The sequence below is a fragment of the Frankia sp. CgJB1 genome (assembly GCF_977947065.1).
Genome location: NZ_CDWTNB010000031.1, coordinates 14,858 through 32,439, shown reverse-complemented (window position 1 = coordinate 32,439; position 17,582 = coordinate 14,858). Strand labels below are relative to the sequence as shown.

At 70.2% G+C, this 17,582-nt stretch carries 10 protein-coding genes and 1 pseudogene; 5 read left to right on the top strand and 6 right to left on the bottom strand.

Going from position 1 to position 17,582, the window contains the following annotated elements; translation table 11 throughout:
• The 4 genes and pseudogenes from AC08OT_RS06045 to AC08OT_RS06030 all read right to left on the bottom strand — a co-directional run.
• Nucleotides 1–67: helix-turn-helix domain-containing protein (locus AC08OT_RS06045; protein ID WP_476602613.1), on the bottom strand; the 67-nt coding region annotated here is incomplete at its 3' end.
• A 90-nt stretch (nt 68–157) separates the two neighbouring features.
• On the bottom strand, nt 158–2,161 hold the full coding sequence (locus tag AC08OT_RS06040; RefSeq protein ID WP_476595746.1) for an IucA/IucC family protein: 2,004 nt from the start codon (nt 2,159–2,161) through the stop codon (nt 158–160).
• Nucleotides 2,158–3,855 carry a pyridoxal phosphate-dependent decarboxylase family protein gene (locus tag AC08OT_RS06035; RefSeq protein WP_476602611.1) on the bottom strand — a complete coding sequence of 566 codons (1,698 nt, stop codon included), beginning with the start codon at nt 3,853–3,855 and terminating at the stop codon, nt 2,158–2,160. Before AC08OT_RS06035 ends, AC08OT_RS06040 begins: the two co-directional genes overlap by 4 nt.
• Nucleotides 3,856–3,980: 125 nt before the next feature.
• Nucleotides 3,981–5,595 (bottom strand): annotated as a pseudogene (locus AC08OT_RS06030) (diaminobutyrate--2-oxoglutarate transaminase family protein).
• A gap of 573 nt (nt 5,596–6,168) precedes the next feature.
• Here AC08OT_RS06030 and AC08OT_RS06025 point away from each other — a divergent pair.
• From AC08OT_RS06025 to AC08OT_RS06015, 3 genes are all read left to right on the top strand, one after another.
• Nucleotides 6,169–7,581 (top strand): type III PLP-dependent enzyme domain-containing protein, encoded by a 1,413-nt coding sequence (locus AC08OT_RS06025; RefSeq protein ID WP_476594288.1) that lies wholly within the window; start codon nt 6,169–6,171, stop codon nt 7,579–7,581.
• Between the two features lie 362 nt (nt 7,582–7,943).
• Nucleotides 7,944–8,390, top strand: coding sequence for a hypothetical protein (locus AC08OT_RS06020; RefSeq protein WP_476594289.1), 447 nt, complete (start codon nt 7,944–7,946; stop codon nt 8,388–8,390).
• A 220-nt stretch (nt 8,391–8,610) separates the two neighbouring features.
• The gene (locus AC08OT_RS06015; RefSeq protein ID WP_476594290.1) at nt 8,611–8,946 is read left to right on the top strand and encodes a hypothetical protein; all 336 of its coding nucleotides are present in this window, start codon (nt 8,611–8,613) and stop codon (nt 8,944–8,946) included.
• A gap of 87 nt (nt 8,947–9,033) precedes the next feature.
• Here AC08OT_RS06015 and AC08OT_RS06010 read toward each other — a convergent pair whose 3' ends face one another.
• Nucleotides 9,034–9,840, bottom strand: coding sequence for an ATP-binding protein (locus AC08OT_RS06010; RefSeq protein WP_476602610.1), 807 nt, complete (start codon nt 9,838–9,840; stop codon nt 9,034–9,036).
• Between the two features lie 245 nt (nt 9,841–10,085).
• Nucleotides 10,086–12,329, bottom strand: coding sequence for a SpoIIE family protein phosphatase (locus AC08OT_RS06005; protein ID WP_476602609.1), 2,244 nt, complete (start codon nt 12,327–12,329; stop codon nt 10,086–10,088).
• A 172-nt stretch (nt 12,330–12,501) separates the two neighbouring features.
• On the opposite strand from AC08OT_RS06005, the gene AC08OT_RS06000 reads away from it, so the two are divergent.
• Complete coding sequence (locus AC08OT_RS06000; RefSeq protein ID WP_476602608.1) at nt 12,502–16,749, top strand: hybrid sensor histidine kinase/response regulator; 4,248 nt, start codon at nt 12,502–12,504, stop codon at nt 16,747–16,749.
• A gap of 135 nt (nt 16,750–16,884) precedes the next feature.
• On the top strand, nt 16,885–17,523 hold the full coding sequence (locus tag AC08OT_RS05995) for a response regulator (RefSeq protein ID WP_476592890.1): 639 nt from the start codon (nt 16,885–16,887) through the stop codon (nt 17,521–17,523).
• Nucleotides 17,524–17,582 lie beyond the last annotated feature (59 nt).

The following is a 17,582-nucleotide window of genomic DNA, read 5'->3' as shown; positions in this document are numbered from 1 at the left end:
GGATGGCCTGCTCCGGGGTCGGGTAGAAACGGTAGCGGTACGCCTGCTTCACCACCTTCGACCCCATAAGTGACAGGATGGCAGGCTTGCCTGTCACGCTGTCGTTGATGCGCTAGCCCTGCCCTGAAGGGCGGGGCTAGCGCGCTACGTTCCTGGGTCACGAGGCCTCTAGGAGCGGGTTGGGGATCGGCACGTACACCGACTGGGTGGCCACCGGTCCGACCAGTTCGTCCCGCCCGTCCACGCAGGTGCGCAGGTTGGCCTTGCACGGCAGGGTGGGGGAGTCGAGCAGCCTGGTGATCAGTGCTCGGCGAGCGGCGGGTGGCCGCGGCCCCCGCCCGCGTGGGCTATCCCCGTCCAGCCGGTGGAGCAGGCCACGCACCCGCCCGAGCAGGCGACGCTCGTCCGCGACACCCGCGACTCCGAGCGCCCCGGCGAGGGCGAAGACGTTGTTCACGAACAGGTAATAGATGGTCCTCTCGGCCACCAGCGCGTCATCGAAGATCGTGTCGAGCCCGGCACCGAAGCCGGGCAGCAGCCGCTGCACCTCCGCCGCGGCGGAGGTGGCCACGTAGTAGCCCTGGCTGTCGCGGTACCAGCCGGCGATCGGCCAGCCCGCCGCGTCCAGGATGACCAGGGTGTTCTGCAGGTGGGCCTCGACGCCGATCCCGAAATGCAGGTAGAGGTCCACCACTGGGGCGGCCACCACGGTCAGGTAACGGTCGAACCAGGCGTCGGTCAGCGTCGGGAGGGGATCGCTCAGCGAGCCGGCCAGCGTCGTGAGGAGCCGGGGAAGCATCGCCGTCCGGGCCCGGCCACGGCTGTCCGTGGTCCGCGCGGGCCTGGGCGCGATGAGTGCCGCGGCGCACACTGCCCGGTCAACTGACCCGAACGGATTGACCCGGATGGCGGTCTCCAGCCCGACGCCGTCCTCGTCGTGCCCTCCGTCGTGCCGCTCGCCGGACCCGACCGGCAGCGGTGTTGCGGGGCCGGTTCGGGGCCGACTGTCCCCTCCCGGTCGGGTGACGGCCACCCAACCGGGCTCCCCGATGAGGTGGAAGTTCGGATGTCGGGCGGCGAGCGCCGCGCCGAGACCGGCGTCGATCAGCCTCGCGGTCATCGCGCCGAGCCGCAGCTCGTCGAGCTGCAGCACCCGGCACGAGTTGGTGATCCGCATCCCCAGCGAGAGCTTGAGCATCACCGGGATATCCGGCCGCCAGACGGTACGCAGCGACGAGGTGGGATACCACCGGTGTCCGGACATCCCGAGGTCGATCAGGCGGCCGTCCGCGAGCAGATCGGCGACCGGTTCCCGCCTGCTGACCTCGCCCGCCTGCCAGGGATGCGCGGGTACCACGACGTAACCGGCGGGAATGTCCGGGCGACCGCGTCCGCCGGTCCGAGGGGACCCCGCGAGCCCGGGTGGGCCATGTCGGTCTGGTCCGGAACCGGACGCGGCCGAGAGGTCGGACTTCGGCTCCTCGGCCCCACCGTCTTCCCTGGCCAGATCCGCCAGCAGCCGGATCAGGCCCCGGCCGTTCGTGCCGAGGGCCTGGTCCCGCCCTCCGGAGCGGGTCGTCGTGTTTCCCGAGACGGTCACTACGGAGGGATGGGCGGCGAACCAGTGCAGCGCAAAGGACCCGCCGACTTCCGGGGAGTAGGTGGCCAGTGCCTCCGGCGAAGCCCCTTGGCGACTCTTGGCCGCCGGATGGAACGGATGACCAGTGATCAGGGCCTGCTCCGCGGCGAGGAACGGGGGGACGGCGGCCGGGTCCGGCCCGGGACTGCGGGCCGCGAGGCAGCTCGCGATCCAGCCGGCGGAATCGATGATCCTTCCCAGCGCCTGGGCGCCGAGGGCTGGCGGTAGCCCATCCCGCGTGGCGACCTCCCGGACGAGCAGCGCGGCGAGCAGGCCCGCGTCCACCGGGGCTGGTTCGCGGGCCGCGCAGACCAGGCGCGGTGGTCCGAACCCGTGCCATCCGGACGGGGAGTGGTGCGTCAACGTCGCCCGAACGGACAGGCCGGACGCGGGTAGGTCGATGCCGAGCGTCCGGGCGTCGGCCGGTAACCGGATGCCCGTCTCCCGCACCCAGCACCGCAGCAGAGTCTCCGTGACGATCTCGTCCGCGATGGTCTCGGGCTGCGGTCGATCGTCGGTCACGACCGCTGCCGGGCCCTGGTGGAACCACCGGTGGCAAGGACGTCCCCGGTCTCGGCGATCAGCCCGAGCAACGCGTCGACGTCCGCCGCGGTGGCGTCAGGATTGAGCAGGGTCAGCTTCAGGAAGACCTCGTGACGGGGACCGATCTGGGTGCGCCCCACCACGGCCCGGCCAGCGACGAGCAGTTCCCGGCGCAGCCGGGCGTTGATCCGGTCCACCCGGTCGGGGGAGGGCGGGCCCGCGGGTCCGGACGGGGTGGTTCCGGACGCGGTGGGGCCGGACGCGGTTGGATCCGAGGTAATCTGTGGCGGCCGGTAGCGGAAGACGAGGGTGCTGAGTGTTACCGGGAAGGCGAGTTCGAGACGAGGGTCGGCGCGCACCGTCCGTGCTGCGTGCTGCGCGAGATCATGGCAGGCATCCACCCGGGCGCCGAGACCGTCGCGGCCGAGAGCCCGAAGGGTGACCGCGATGGGGAAGGCGTCCGCGCGGCGGGTGGTCCGCAGCGACCGGCCCAGCAGGCTGGTGAAGCCGGCCGCCTCGTCATCCTCCGGGTTGAGGTACTCCGCCCGTGTCGCGAGGCTGGTCCAGCCGTCGTCGCGGGCGGTGAGGAAGACCCCGGCCGGCGTCGGCTGCCAGCCCAGTTTGTGCAGATCCAGTGCGACCGAATCTGCGAGGTCGAGTCCGTCCAGCAGGCCGGCCAACCGATCGGACAGCAACGCGCCGCCGCCGTGGGCGGCGTCCACGTGAAGCCAGCAGGCCGCCCCGCCGGACCTTGCCTCCATGTCCGATAGCCCGCTCGGGTCGTGCACCCCACCTAACCGGACGCGATGTTCCTCGACCACCGCGGCGATCTGCCGAAGCGGGTCGACCGCGCTCGCATCGGTGGTACCCGCGGTGGCCACGACGATGGCCGGCCCGGCGTGCGCGGCCAGGGCGTGGCGTAGCGCCTCGACGCGCATCCGGTGCTGGTCGTCGGTCTCGATGACCCGCACCGGAGGATCGTCGATCGCGAGCAGGGACGCCGCCCGATCAATCGAGAAGTGTGCCGCCGCCGAACGGAACACCCGAGGTGCCGGCCGGTCCGCTCCTCGGTGCCCGGCATCGTGACCCGGGGCGGCCGGGCCCAGAGTGTCTTGCCCGGTCGGGCCACGGCGGGCCGCGTCCCGACCGAGGAGCAGGCCCATCAGGTTCGATTCGGTCCCGCCGGTGGTGATCGTGCCGGTGGCCCGGTCCGGATCGAAGCCGACCAGCGTGGCCAGGGTCGCGACGACCTCGGTCTCGATCGTCGTGGCCGCGGGAGCCTGGTCCCAGGAGTCCAGGGACGGATTGAGGGCGCTCACGGCGAGGTCGGCGGCGACCGCGACCGCCAGCGGGGGGCAGTGCAGATGGGCGGCGCACCATGGGTCCGCCGGGTCCGCGGAACCGGCGGCCAGGGCTTCGACCAGGCCGGTCAGCGCGGCCGACGGGCCGATTCCGGCCCTCGGTAGCAGGGTCCCTGTACCGTCCGGGGGGGTCGGATCGGCCGGAATCGGATCGGCCGGAGCCAGGCCGAGGGCTGCCCTGGTCATGGCGCGCACCACCGGTGGACCACCGGCGGGCAGCGGGCCGCCGCGGATCCGGCGGCCATCGTCGAGGGCGGCCAACGCGAGATCGACCATTGGCCGTAGCCCCGGGAGAATAGGGACCTCCCGCATCCGCGGACCGTCCGTGGGCCCCCCATTCCTCCGCCCCCGTTCCTCCGCCGGCGGGGGCTTCCCGGCCGGCGTGGGCTCTCCGGCTGGCGCGGTGGCGACAGGTGTGTCAGGGCTGCGCGGGGGGATCATCCGGCGGATCCGAACCCGACGGGTGCCTGATCGGCGGGTGGGTGTCCCAAGGCCGCGTGGACGGAGAGCCTGCGGACGGCGGCATCGATGGCGTCGGCGAGGGTTGTGAGGACGCGATCGCCCTCCTCATCGCTGAGGATCAGTGGTGGCAACAGCCGGGCGACCGCGCCGTGCCGCCCACCGAGCTCGATGATCAGGCTGCGGCGCAGACATTCGGCCCGTACCAGACCGGCGAGCTGCGGGTCGGCGGGGTGCGCGCCGACGAGGTCGGGGGCTGCGGTCGGATCAACCATCTCGGCGCCGAGCATCAGCCCGCGGCCGCGCACGTCGCCCACCTGCGGCCGGTCCCGGGCGATCTCCGCCAGGCCGGTGAGTAGGCGCGTGCCGAGCCGGGCGGCGCGTTCGTCGAGACGGTCCTCCCGCACCAGGCGCAGCGTGGCGTGGCCTGCGGCCATCGCCAGCTGGTTTCCACGGAAAGTGCCGGTATGTGCCCCGGGCGCCCAGGTGTCCAGCTCAGACCGGTAGACGATGACGGCCAGTGGCAGCCCGCCGCCGATCGCCTTGGACATGACGATGATGTCGGGGGTGATACCGCTGTGCTGCGCGGCCCAGTACTTCCCGGTGCGACCGACTCCCGTTTGGACCTCGTCCAGGATCAGTGGGATGCCGCGGCGACGGGTGATCTTGCGGACGGCGCGGAGCCAGCCGTCGGGCGCGGGAATCACCCCGCCCTCGCCCTGAACCGGTTCTACGATCAGTGCCGCCGGCCTGACGACCCCTCCGGCGGGGTCATCGAGGAGACGTTCGATGTAGCGGGCGGACAGCTCGGCACCGTCCGGACCGGGGGCGCGACCAGACCCCACCCCGAACGGGCACCGGTAGGGGAAGGGGAACGGCAGCCGTACGACGGATGTCGACGGCGGCAGAGGATCTTTGACGGCGACGTTCCCGGTCACGGCCAGGGCGCCCGCCGTCATCCCGTGGTATCCACCGGTGAACGCGAGGATGGTCTGGTTGCCCGTCACCGTCTGCGCGAGCTTGATGGCCGCCTCGACCGCGTCGGCGCCGCTCGGGCCGCAGAAGTGCAGCTTCACATCGCTCCCCATGCCGGCCGGCAGGCAGCCACGGAGTTCATCGGTGAAGGCGTCCTTCTCGGGGGTGGCGAGGTTGAGCGTGTGCAAGGGGGCCCCTCGGGTGAGCATCGACGTGATCGCCTCGGTCACCACCGGATGGTTGTGTCCCAGTGCAAAGCGTTCCGGCGCCGGCCAGGCAGTCCAGGTAGCGGCGGCCATCCGCGCCGAGAACCATGGTTCCGGACGCCCGGACAGGCACGATCGGGAGGGTCCGCGCATAGGTCCGTGCCGCCGATTCGCGCTGACGCTGACGCGCGAGGATCATGGCCGGGTTCGCGGCACCCGTGGGTGCGGACGTGGGACCCGCGGTGGCGGGGGCTGCGGGCGTGGACCTGGCGGCGACGGGGGTCGTAGCCACGGGGGGTGTGGTCACGGGGGGCGTCGTCGCGGCTCTCGTGGTTACGGAAGGCACGGCCGCGGAGGGCGCCGTGCGGCCGGCTGGGCCGCCGGCGGCGGCGTCACGAGCGGAAACCGTCATCGCGGGCGACTCCCTTTCGCGCAGGCTGATTGAGGGAAGCCTAACCTAAGCCAGTCGCACCATGGTTGCTCCGCGCAAGGTTATGGTGGCGCCAAGCAGACTTGGTGGTCTCTTCATAGTCCGTCCGGGGGAGTCGGGTTGCGGCAGAAACATCGGCCTCAGGCTGTGGTGTTTGCGGCATGTCCACTACACGCCCGTCGATCCGGATCAGACAACCGGTTATGGCGGTGACGAACGTCCCGCGATCGTCCGGCGGCACGGAAGCCGGAGGCGGTCCGTGTGAGGTATCAGGCACCGTTTGCGGATCCGATCCGTGTTTCGTCGCCCCACCATCGGGCTAGCCGACAGAGTCGGGTCCAGGTGGAGACCACCCATCCGAGACCACCCGTCTGGACCACCCGTCTGGACCATGCGTCCGCGCTCGGCAGCCCGCGGCACACGCCATCGCTCCTGTGCGCCTGGCGGCAGAGTGGGTTGTCCTGTCCCTGGCGGACGACGCGGCTGAGCTCGGGCGCCTGAGGGAGTCTCGGACGACTGATGGAGTGACGACTGATGGAGTGAGGAGTCGATCTGGTGGACCTGCCGCCCTCGGCCGCGCCGCTGCGCGCCCTGCCCGCCGAAAGCCTCCCCCGCCCGGTGTTGACCGCGGTGCGTGACTGGCCGGCTGGCGCCGGAGAGGTCAGTGCCTACTTTTACGACCCGGCGGCGGCCGCGCGGAACGCCGCGGCGCTGCGGGCCTGCCTGCCCATGTGGGCGGAGGTCTGCTACGCGGTCAAGGCCAACAGCTTTCCGCCGATACTCGACGCCCTGTTGCGTGGGCCCGGTCCGGACATCCCTCGGTCGGGGCGGGAACGGAGTGACTCCAGCCTGGGCGCCACCCCGACCGGCGCCAGGACCGGCGCCAGCGGCCGGGGCATCGACGGTTTCGAGGTCTCCTCCGCGCACGAGGTGCGCCTGGCGCAGGCAGCGTACGGCCGGGTCGACCCCGCTCGGCGTCCCTACCTGGTCGCCTCCGGACCGGGGAAATCGATGACCCTGCTTACCGCGCTGGTCTCGGCCGACGTCGACGTCGTCAACGTCGAGAGCTTCGGTGAACTGCGCCGCCTGGACGCCGTCGCCGCCCGACTCGGCCGTCGGGTACGGGCGGCGGTGCGCGTCAACCCGGCCCGAGTGGGACTGGCAGGCTCCCTCCAGATGGGCGGTCGGCCGAGTGCGTTTGGCATCCCCGAAACGGAGGTCCCCGCCGCGCTCGAACTCGCGGCGGATCTGGCCCATATCGACGTCGTCGGATTCCATGTCCACGCGGTGTCCGGCAATCTCGATGCCGCCGCCCATCTGGGCTACGTCCGGTGGTGTCTTGATTTCGCCGCCCGGACGGCTGCCGCGGCCGGGATCGAGCTGCGGATGGTCGACGTGGGCGGTGGATTCGGGGTTCCTTTCGAACCGGACCGGCGCGGTGACCGGCCCTTCGACCTAATCCGATTTGGTGAGGGACTGAGTTCGCTGCCGGTTCCGGACGGAACTCGGGTAATCTTCGAGCCGGGGCGGATGCTGGTGGCCGACTCCGGCTGGTACGCCGCCGAAGTGATCGACGTCAAACATTCCTACGGGACGGAATTCGTGATTCTGCGTGGCGGAATTCATCATTTCGCGCTGCCGACATCGTGGGAGATCATCCATAACTTCGCCGTCGTGGAGAGATCGGGCCGGAACGGTGGGCCGGAGCCGGAGCCGAAGGACACGCGGGAGGCGGTGGTCGAAGGTCATCCGGTGACGGTGGTCGGGGAGCTGTGCACGCCGGAGGACACCCTCGCCCGTGACATCACGGTCGATCGGGTGCGGTCGGGTGACGTCGTCGTCTTCCCCATGGCGGGTGCGTACGGCTACGAGTTCGCGCTGCCGGATTTCCTTGGCCACCCCCGAGCCCGGCGCGTCGAGCTTCAGGGAACGCGGCATGCTCCGTTCCCCACCGATCGGTCGAGCTGATCGGATACCCGGGAGAGGAATGTTCCCTCAGTACCAGGTTTAAGTTCATCGCTCCAGCCGCCATGGCAGTTATTTCTGGCATTCTGGGAAATATTAATCCAAGTCGTATTTTTCAGATTATTGACAATCTGTTGATGGGGCAATGCGTACCGTTTATCGGTCTGGCGCCTAAATGGGACATTGCGGACGGCGGGGACTGATGTGCCGTGGTTCTGGTCTGTTCGGCTGGTCAAAAGCAGGACTTCTGTCACAATTAATAGACAACTAGCAATCTAGGGTGGCATTTCTATCGGATCAGCCGTGACTGCCGATCGGGAGTCACACCAGGACACGGCCGGGAGTATCGATCGGGGAGAAGACCCATGTTTTCGTACCTACATCGTCTCAGGACCATCAGCGTGCTCGGCGCGGCGACCCTCGTCGGCGGGCTGTTTGGCGGCGGTGGTTACGCATACGCGCAGAGCAGTTTCACCGGCAACCCCTGGGTGTTCCGGGCGACCAACCAGAGTGCCGAGGAGCTTCGTATCCAGTCGACGGGCGGGCCCAACGGCCAGCTGTTCATCGTCTACGACCATCTGAACCAACCCATCTTCGCCGTCAACAAGGCCGGCGGCGCCGGTGTGTTCGGGGACAACTTCAACGTCCACCAGGGCAACGACATCCTGCATCCTTGGGTGCGGATCAGCGTCACCGATCCGCAGCCCGCCGACTGCGTGACCACGGGCCAGCTCGTCCTCGGGGGCTCGACCGGTTCGGGTGGCCGCGTCTGGCGGTGCGTCGTCGGGCAGGGGTGGACGCCCGTCCTCTGACGGGACGTGGCCCGCTCGGACGATCGTGACGTCATGATCCGGTGTCGCATTGCTTTTCAAGTAGCGCACGCCCTTTTGCCATGGCATTATATCAAGGTGCCGCTAAGCCTCACTGCCTATGGACGCCGGGGCGACAGCGCCGCACAGGCGACACTGAGCCGGCACCGGCAGCCGGCCGGCGAATTTGGGGGACCTGAGCACGGTCTGCGGTCCCTGGACCGTGCCTTGCTCCCCATACTCGGCCGCCGCGATCCTCGCCCGCGTTCCCACCATGACCGCCGCCCTGGACGCCGCGAGCGCCCCGGCCGGCGCATCCGGCCCGAGCATCCCGTTGACGCCCGTCTCGGCCTGGCAACCCGGCGACCCGCTCTTCGCCGCCGGTTCCGATGGCACCCCCGACAACTGGCACCCCCGACAACCCCGGGCACGTCGGCATCTACCTCGGCGGCAAGCAGGTGCTGCACGCCCCCACACCGGCGACGTCGTCAGCATCGTTTCGCTCGACCGGTACGAGAAGGTCACCGGCGCCACCAGACCTTCTGCGCTGACCCGCTGACCCGCTGACCAATGATCAGGTGATTCGCCGACCATGTCGGACCCATCCGCTGCGGGGGAGGGCCGGGTGGGGAATGACGTGACGGCGTCAGAGGCCCTTGGTGATGATCGTGACGGCCGCCTTGGCGTCGTTTGGCCGGGCCGCCTCCCAACCCGCGCGTGCCGCTCCGGTGCGGCCTGATCCGGCACGGTCCGATCTCGACCGCCTCGACAGGACCGGGAAGGGGGACATCCCAAAGGCGGACGACAGCAGGGCCGATGCGGAGGCGGATGCGGCCGGGGGGCGGATCGGTGGGGAGCACCGGGCCGCCGGGGCGGAGCGGGTCACGGCGGTGGGTTCGGCGGGTTCGGTCGGTGACGACCCGTCGGCGGACGACGGCCCCTCGGGCAGCGAGGAGTTCCCGGCGTCCGGGGATGCCGCGCCGTCGGCTTCGGGGACGGAGGTGGACCGCCGACCCATCACCGGCGCCGGCAGGTCGAACCACAGGTACTTCCCTGACTCGACCGCCACCGTCCCCCAGCTGCCCGCCAACGTGTCGAGAACCAGCAGGCCGCGACCGCCCTCGGCGTCCGGCGCGGCCTCACGCCGCTGCGGCAGGACCGTCGAGGTGTCCGACACGGACGCGTGGATCAGACCGGGCCGTATCTCGATGAGCAGCCACAGCGGCGGCTGCCCGTACTTGACCGCGTTCGTCACGAGCTCACTGACGAGCAGCTCGGCGGTGCCGCGCACGTCCTCGGGAAGGTCCGCCAGCCGGATGCCCTCACGGAGCACCCTGCGGGCCTGCGGGACGGCAGAGGGCAGATAGGGGAGCTCGGCGAGTATGTGGGTTGCGGGTGGGCAACTGGACGTTGCCTGCCGTACCACATCCATCGGGACCGAAAACGCGCTCATCGACCACCAAACCTGTGCGAGGATATCGAGGTGGCTCTACCCACTGGGTGGGGATTGAAGCCTCTGTTTCCGGATCGCACCTCTTGAGGCCATGCCGATACGGCATCCGGTGGTGTCCCCTCTCCGTGGGCCCTTCGTGCCCGTGGGGTCCGGGCCTTCGTGCCCGTGGGGTCCGGGGCCCGCAGTACGCCCGCGGGCGTACCGGAGGTGCCCTCGGAGGTAGCCCGGAGCGCCCATCATGCCGGTCAGCCGGGCACGCGCGCCACGAGGATCGCGACGTCGTCGCGCAGGTTGCCGCCGGCGAACCGCTCGGCGGCGGCCAGGACGCGATCCGCGATCCCCTGCGCTGACAGTCCCGCGCACCCCCCGATCGCGTCGAGGAGCCGGTCCTCGCCGAGCAGCTTCCCGCCATTGCGGGCCTCGATCACCCCGTCGGTGTAGAAGACCAGTGACTCGCCCGGGCGCAGGACGATCTCGAACCCCGGAAACGAGACCTCGTCGTCGTCGAGGACGCCGAGCAGGGTTCCCGGGCGACCGACGAGCGAGGCGTGCCCGTCAGCGTGCAGCACCACCGGCTGGGGATGGCCGGCGAGGAACAGCCGCAGTCGGATCCCGGTGCCGGTGCCGGTGCTGGTGTCGGCGGACTCGCTCCCCGCGGGTCCGCCGGCCGGCGCCATGATCGCGGCGGCGGCCAGGGTGCAGAACCGGCTCTGCCCGTTCGGATGAGACGACGTGGCGTCGCGCAGGGTCCGGTTCAACTCGAGCAGCACCTCGCCGAGCTCCGTACCCCGGCCCGTCAGCAGCCGCAGGACGGCGCGGGCCACCCCGGTCACGGTGGCGGCCTCTGCACCCTTGCCACAGACGTCGCCGATGGCGATCGTCCAGCCGAGCGGACCCGACAGCAGGTCGAAGAAGTCGCCGCCGACGTCGAGACCCGCCGACTGCGCGGCGCCATAGGCGGAACCGAGATCCAGTCCCTCGATCATCGGCAGCTCCGGTGGGCGCAGACCCGCCTGGAGCGTGCCGGCCAGTTCCACCTGCCGGCTGTAGAGCCGGGCGTTGTCGACTGCGAAGGCGGCCCGGCGCGCGAGGTCGGCGAGTAGATCGATCTCGTCCGCGGCGAAGGCGTTGCCCTCGGGGCGGCCGAGCGCGAGCACCCCGAGTACCCGCCGCCGGGCCCGCAGTACCATCACGAGCGCCGGTCCGCCGAGCGCGGTCAGCGAACGCACCCGGTCTCCGCTCGCGGAGCGCACCGCCGCCATCAACAGGCCGTCCGGGTCGACCGCGGCAGCGGTGAGGGCGCCCGCCGCATTCTCCTCCGCGTGCGCCGCCGCCCACAGGGCGGGATCGGCGTTCTCCCGGTGCAGGTACACCGCGCACCACTGGGCCAACCGTGGGACCGGCAACCGCGCGAGCAGCGCCAGCGAGCGGCTCAGGTCCAGGCTGCCCGCCAGCAGATCGGACGCCTCGGCGAGGAAGGACAGCATCCCGATGCGGCGTTCCTCGGCGCGTCGCATGTCGCCGCCGCCGAGGGCCAGGGCCATCCATCGGGTCGTCAGGCGGATGCGTTCCACGTCCAGCCCGGCCGCCGCGGCGGCATCCGTCCAGCGGACCTCGCCAGAGACCTCCGCTCCGCCCGAACCGCCGGTGCCGCCCGAACCACTCGGGCGGCCGCCGGCCGCCGGCCAGAGCAGCAGTTCGCCGAGGCTCTCCTGCGTCGGATCCAGCGGGAACGAGAGCGCCTCGGTGACCGAGCTGACGGCCCCAAGCGTGGCCACGGTCTCCAACCGGCCGCCGTCGCGCCCGGGACGCCGCACCAACCCAGCGGTTACCGCGAGCGTGTCCACCAGTTGCGCGAGCAGTTCGCTGATCTCGCCCTCGGCGGTGAGAGCACGGGCGGTGTCCCGGGCTATCAGCCGGACCGGACGCGCCGGTACCACGGGGGCCGGGGCCGCGCGGGGCGCGGGACTGGTCACAGCCACAGCGGGCGAGGACGAGGACGCGGACGACGAGGCACCGGCGGCCTCGTCGTCGCCCGCCGCCGGGGTGTGCGAGCCGTCGCCGACGGTTCCCAGGCGGAACCAGACGGTCTTGCCGCCGCGGCCGTGCTCGGTCCCCCAGCTCGTCGCGAGCGCGTCAACGAGGGCGAGGCCGCGGCCGTCCTCGCGCAGCCCGTCGATGCCGAAGTCGGCGTCCCCGACCTTCTTTACCCGGGCCATGCCGATGCGGACCGGATGCCGGTCGGCGACCCCGACCCGCACGCCGTCACCGTCCGCGCGCACCTCCACGGTGGCCGAGGTGCCCGCGTGCACGACGACATTGGTGACCAGCTCGGTGACGAGCAGAAGCGCGGAGTCCAACAGGTCGTCGTCCAGCCGCCCGTGCAACGCCTCGAGCAGGAAGCGCCGGGCGGCCCGGGGGGAGTCGGGCGTCGGTGGCAACGCGATGGCGCGCGCCGGCATCGTCCCACCTCCTGCTGCGCCATACATGTGCTCAGTCTCTCCTGCGTTGTCCATCGTGAGGCGGATACTGGCGGCTGGTGTCACCTGTCCACCGACGCCGCCCCACGCTGGTGCCCGTGGGAGACCGCCCTTGACCCGGGTCCTCCGCCCGGCCCGGGATCCGGGACGATCGTGTCGACCGAGCTCAGGTAGGAGACCAATGAGCCCCGCATACGACCCGCAACCCTCGGCTCGTCATGATCTGGATGCACCCGGCGGTGACGCTACCGCGACCATCGTGCCCCATGCATCCCTTCCCGCGAACGACACTCGGGCGCCGATGGCCGCCGCCGACGAGCTGATCGCGGATCTCCTGCACGGGCTGACCCGCCTGTGCGAGGGCGACTTCTCGACCCGCCTCGCGGCGCGGGACGGCTACGCCGGTGACGTGGTGCGCAAGTTCGACGAGCTGGCCGCCATCCAGGAGCGCCACGCGCGTGAGTTGGCCCGGGTCAGCAAGGTGATCCGCCGTGACGGCCGGCTCACCCTGCGGATGGAGGACATGGGCAGCCCCGGCGGCTGGTCCGACATGACGCAGGCGGTGAATTCCCTCATCGACGACCTGGCCCGGCCGACCCACGAGGTGGCGCGGGTCATAGCGGCGGTGGCCGAGGGGGACCTGTCCCAGCACATGGCGTTGGAGATCGCCGGCCAGCCGGTGCGTGGGGAGTTCCTGCGGATCGGCACCACGGTGAACACGATGGTGGACCAGTTGTCGTCGTTCGCGGACGAGGTGACCCGGGTCGCCCGCGAGGTGGGCACGGAGGGCAACCTGGGCGGGCAGGCCAAGGTCAAGGGCGTCTCGGGGGTATGGCGGGACCTCACCGAGTCGGTGAATTCGATGGCGGGCAACCTGACCAGTCAGGTCCGCAACATTGCTCAGGTTACCACCGCGGTTGCGCAGGGTGATCTGAGTCAGAAGATCACCGTGGACGCCCGCGGCGAGATCCACGAACTGAAATCGACCGTCAACACGATGGTCGACCAGCTCTCCGCGTTCGCCGACGAGGTCACCCGGATGGCCAAGGAGGTCGGCACCGAGGGCAAGCTAGGCGGCCAGGCACAGGTCAAGGGTGTTTCCGGGGTCTGGCGCGACCTGACCGACTCGGTCAACGTCATGGCCGGCAACCTCACCACCCAGGTTCGCAGCATCGCCGAGGTCGCGGCGGCCGTGGCCCGCGGCGACCTCACCCGGCAGATCACCGTCGACGCCCGGGGTGAGGTCGCGGGCCTCGCGCACACCCTGAACACGATGGTGGACCAGTTGTCGTCGTTCGCGGACGAGGTGACCCGGGTCGCCTGGGAGGTGGGCACGGAGGGCAACCTGGGCGGGCAGGCGCATGTGCGGGCCGTGTCGGGGGTGTGGCGAGACCTCACCGAGTCGGTGAACTCGATGGCGGGCAACCTGACCAGCCAGGTCCGCAACATCGCGCTCGTCGCTACCGCCGTCGCCCGCGGCGACCTGTCGCAGAAGATCACCGTGGCGGCCCAGGGTGAGATCCTGGAGCTCAAGGACACCCTGAACACGATGGTGGACCAGTTGTCGTCGTTCGCGGACGAGGTGACCCGGGTCGCCCGTGAGGTGGGCACGGAGGGCAACCTGGGCGGCCAGGCGCATGTGCGCGGGGTGTCGGGGGTGTGGCGGGACCTGACGGAGTCGGTGAATTCGATGGCGGGCAACCTGACCAGCCAGGTCCGCAACATCGCGCTGGTGACCACGGCGGTGGCCCGCGGCGACCTGAGCCAGAAGATCACCGTGACCGCGCAGGGTGAGATCGCTGAGCTGAAGGACACCGTCAACACGATGGTCGACCAGCTCTCCTCGTTCGCCGCGGAGATCACCCGGGTGGGCCGGGAGGTCGGCGTCGAGGGTAAGCTCGGCGGTCAGGCCACCGTAGCCGGAGTCGCCGGAACGTGGAAGGACCTCACCGACAACGTCAACCAGTTGGCGTCCACGCTGACCATCCAGCTGCGGGCGATCGGCGACGTCTCCACCGCGGTGACCCGCGGTGACCTGACCCGGTCCATCTCGGTGGAGGCCGAGGGCGAGGTCGCCGAGCTCAAGGACAACATCAACCAAATGATCGCGCGACTGCGCGAGACCACCGAGGTCAACGCCCAGCAGGACTGGCTGAAGTCCAACCTGGCCCGGATCGGCAGCAAGATGCAGGGCCAGCGCGATCTCTACACAGTCTGCCAGATGATCATCAGTGAGATGACGCCCGCGGTCAACGCCCAGCAGGGCACGGTCTACCTGCTCGACTTCATCGAGGGTGACAAGCTGCGCTACGTCGCCGGCTACGGCTCGGTGCCCCGGCGCCGCTCGGACGGCACCTTCCTGTTCGGCGAAGGACTCATCGGGCAGGCGGCCCTGGAGCGCGACCGTATCCGGGTCGAGCACGTACCCGCCGGCTACCTCAACATCCGTAGCGGACTCGGCGAGGCGCCGCCGTGCGACCTGGTCGTCGTGCCGGTCGTGTTCGAGAACCAGGTGCTCGGCGTCATCGAGCTGGCCTCGTTCTCGCCGTTCTCCGAGCTGCACCTCACCCTGGTCGACCAGCTCGTCGACACCATCGGGGTGGTGCTGAACACGATCATGGCGAACGCTCGGACGGAGGAGCTGCTGGCCCAGTCCCAGCGGCTCACCCAAGAGCTGCGTTCGCAGTCGGTCGAGCTGCAGCGGACGAACAACGAGCTCGAGGAGAAGGCGGCGCTGCTCGAGGAGAAGAACCACGAGATCGAGCTGGCCCGCATCGGGTTGGAGGAGAAGGCCGAGCAGCTGGCGCTGTCGTCGCAGTACAAGTCGGAGTTCCTGGCGAACATGAGCCACGAGCTGCGCACGCCGCTCAACAGTCTGCTCATCCTCGCCAAGCTGCTGGCCGACAACCCGGACCGTAACCTCTCCCGCAAGCAGATCGACTTCGCCGAGACGATCCACTCCGCCGGTTCCGAGCTGCTCGAGTTGATCAACGATATCCTGGACCTGTCGAAGGTCGAGGCCGGGAAGATGAACGTCGATGCGACCACCGTGCGCACAGCGGCGCTCTGCGACGCGGTCGCCGGGGTCTTCGGCCCCGTGGCGGAGGAGAAGGGCCTGTCATTCCAGGTCAACCTCGCTCCCGACGTGCCAGCCGAGTTCGTCACCGACGAGCAGCGCCTCCAGCAGGTGCTGAAGAACCTCCTGTCGAACGCGGTGAAGTTCACCGACACCGGCACCGTCCGGCTCGACGTCACCGTCGCCCGGTCGGATCTGCCCTTCCTCTCGCCGAGCCTGTGTTCCGCGGGCACGGTGTTGTCGTTCGCGGTCACCGACACCGGAATCGGGGTCGCCGCCGAGAAGCTTCGGATGATCTTCGAGGCGTTCCAGCAGGCGGATGGCACGACGTCGCGTCGCTACGGCGGCACCGGGCTCGGCCTGTCGATCAGCAAGGAGATCGCCCGCCTGCTGGGCGGCGCCATCGCGGTCTCCAGCGTGGTCGGCCGTGGGAGCACCTTCACCCTCTACCTGCCGTCGGCCCCGCCGGCGCAGATGCCGTCCTTCGGGGTCACGCCGGGCGAGCCGGACAACGTTCTCATGATCGTCGATCCGTCGGGCCAGTACCTTGGGCGGCGGTCGGGTGAGAGGGTGGACGCGGGAGCGGGTGGCGGACCCGCGTCCGCCGGCCGTGGTGCCGGGCCCGCGAACGGATGGCAGAGCCCCGACGCGGACCGGTTCGGCACGACGGCACTCGTACCTTCGTCCCCGACCCCGACCCTGTCCCCGCCGACCCCGTCCCCGACCCCGCCGACCCCGTCCCCGACCCGTTCCGGGTCCGGCGCGGGGGGAACCGCCGGGCACGGGGGCACGGGTGGAATCGGCAGCGCCCACTGGTCCGCCGCGGCCGGCGGGCCGGCGGAGGGCTCGGCGGCCTTCACCTCGCGCTGGCGGCCGAGCGAGCCCGTCACGGTGGGGACTCCGTTCCTCACCGAGTCCACCGAGTCCACCGAGTCCGCCAGCCGCCCGCTGACCGAGGGATCGGAAGGATCCGATCCCCTGGTCGATGCCACGGTGCTGGTCGTCGACGACGACGTCCGCAACGTCTTCGCGCTCACCAGTGCGCTGGAGATGTACGGCATGCGGGTCCTCTACGCCGACAACGGTCATGATGCGATCCGTATGCTGCAGCAGGACACCCCGCCCGTGCACCTCGTGCTGATGGATGTGATGTTGCCGGGCATGGACGGCAATGAAACGACCTCGATGATCCGTGACATGCTGGCGTTCGCGGATCTTCCGATCTTGGTGCTGACTGCCAAGGCCATGCCGGGAGACCGGGAGAAGAGCATCACCGCCGGGGCCACCGACTACATCACCAAGCCCGTGGATCTGGACCATCTCCTCGGGGTGATGCGGTCGTATCTGTATTGATCAGATCGCGTATGGTGCGCATCGGGTGGCTATCGGTGGGGCGGTGAGATGCCGTCGGGAGCGATCAGTGATCGTGGAGGGGTGGCGACGCCCACCACGGGTCGGTAGGGCGATCGCGAAGGAGGAGGCAGGCGGGTGACCGAGCGGACCAGCGGTTCCGTCGACGGCGAAGGTGGGCCGAGCACGGAACGGCCCCGCAGCAAGATCCTGCTGGTCGACGATCGAGCGGACAACCTGATGGCCTTGGAGGCGATTCTCGCCTCGCTGGATCAGGATCTCGTCACGGCGTCGTCGGGTGAGGAAGCTCTCAAGCGTCTTCTGGTGGACGACTTCGCGGTGATCCTGCTGGACGTCCAGATGCCGGGGATGGACGGTTTCGAGACAGCGCACCGGATCAAGCAACGGGGGCGTACCCGAGACACTCCGATCATCTTTCTGACGGCGATCGACCGCGAGCCGCACCACGCGTTCCGCGGCTACGCTGTCGGCGCGGTCGACTACATCGCGAAGCCTTTCGACCCCTGGTTGCTCCGGGCCAAGGTCAGCGTCTTCGTCGAGCTGTTCGAGAAGAACGAGCGGCTGGCCGAGCTGGTCCACCAGCGTGTTCGCGACTTTGATTTGATGACGGAGATCGCGGAGCGGCTGATTGCGTTGGACGTCCTGTTGGAGGGCAGCGGCCGCAGCTCCGCCGAGGAGACTCTCGCGGCGGCCGGGGCCGAGGTCCGCGGACTCGTCGCTCGGTTGCAGCCCTTCGCTCGGCCGACGAACGCCTGATCGTCCACGGCGCCGGCCGGCGCCCGCCGGCGGGCGCCGGCCTCCCGCCAGCATTATGC

Bases quoted from the DNA above. Each gene is read 5' to 3' on its own strand.
- AC08OT_RS06000 (WP_476602608.1), top strand. From the start codon at position 12,502: ATGAGCCCCGCATACGACCCGCAACCCTCGGCTCGTCATGATCTGGAT.
- AC08OT_RS06010 (WP_476602610.1), bottom strand. From the start codon at position 9,840: ATGAGCGCGTTTTCGGTCCCGATGGATGTGGTACGGCAGGCAACGTCC.
- AC08OT_RS06005 (WP_476602609.1), bottom strand. From the start codon at position 12,329: ATGTATGGCGCAGCAGGAGGTGGGACGATGCCGGCGCGCGCCATCGCG.
- AC08OT_RS06035 (WP_476602611.1), bottom strand. From the start codon at position 3,855: ATGCGGGAGGTCCCTATTCTCCCGGGGCTACGGCCAATGGTCGATCTC.
- AC08OT_RS06020 (WP_476594289.1), top strand. From the start codon at position 7,944: ATGTTTTCGTACCTACATCGTCTCAGGACCATCAGCGTGCTCGGCGCG.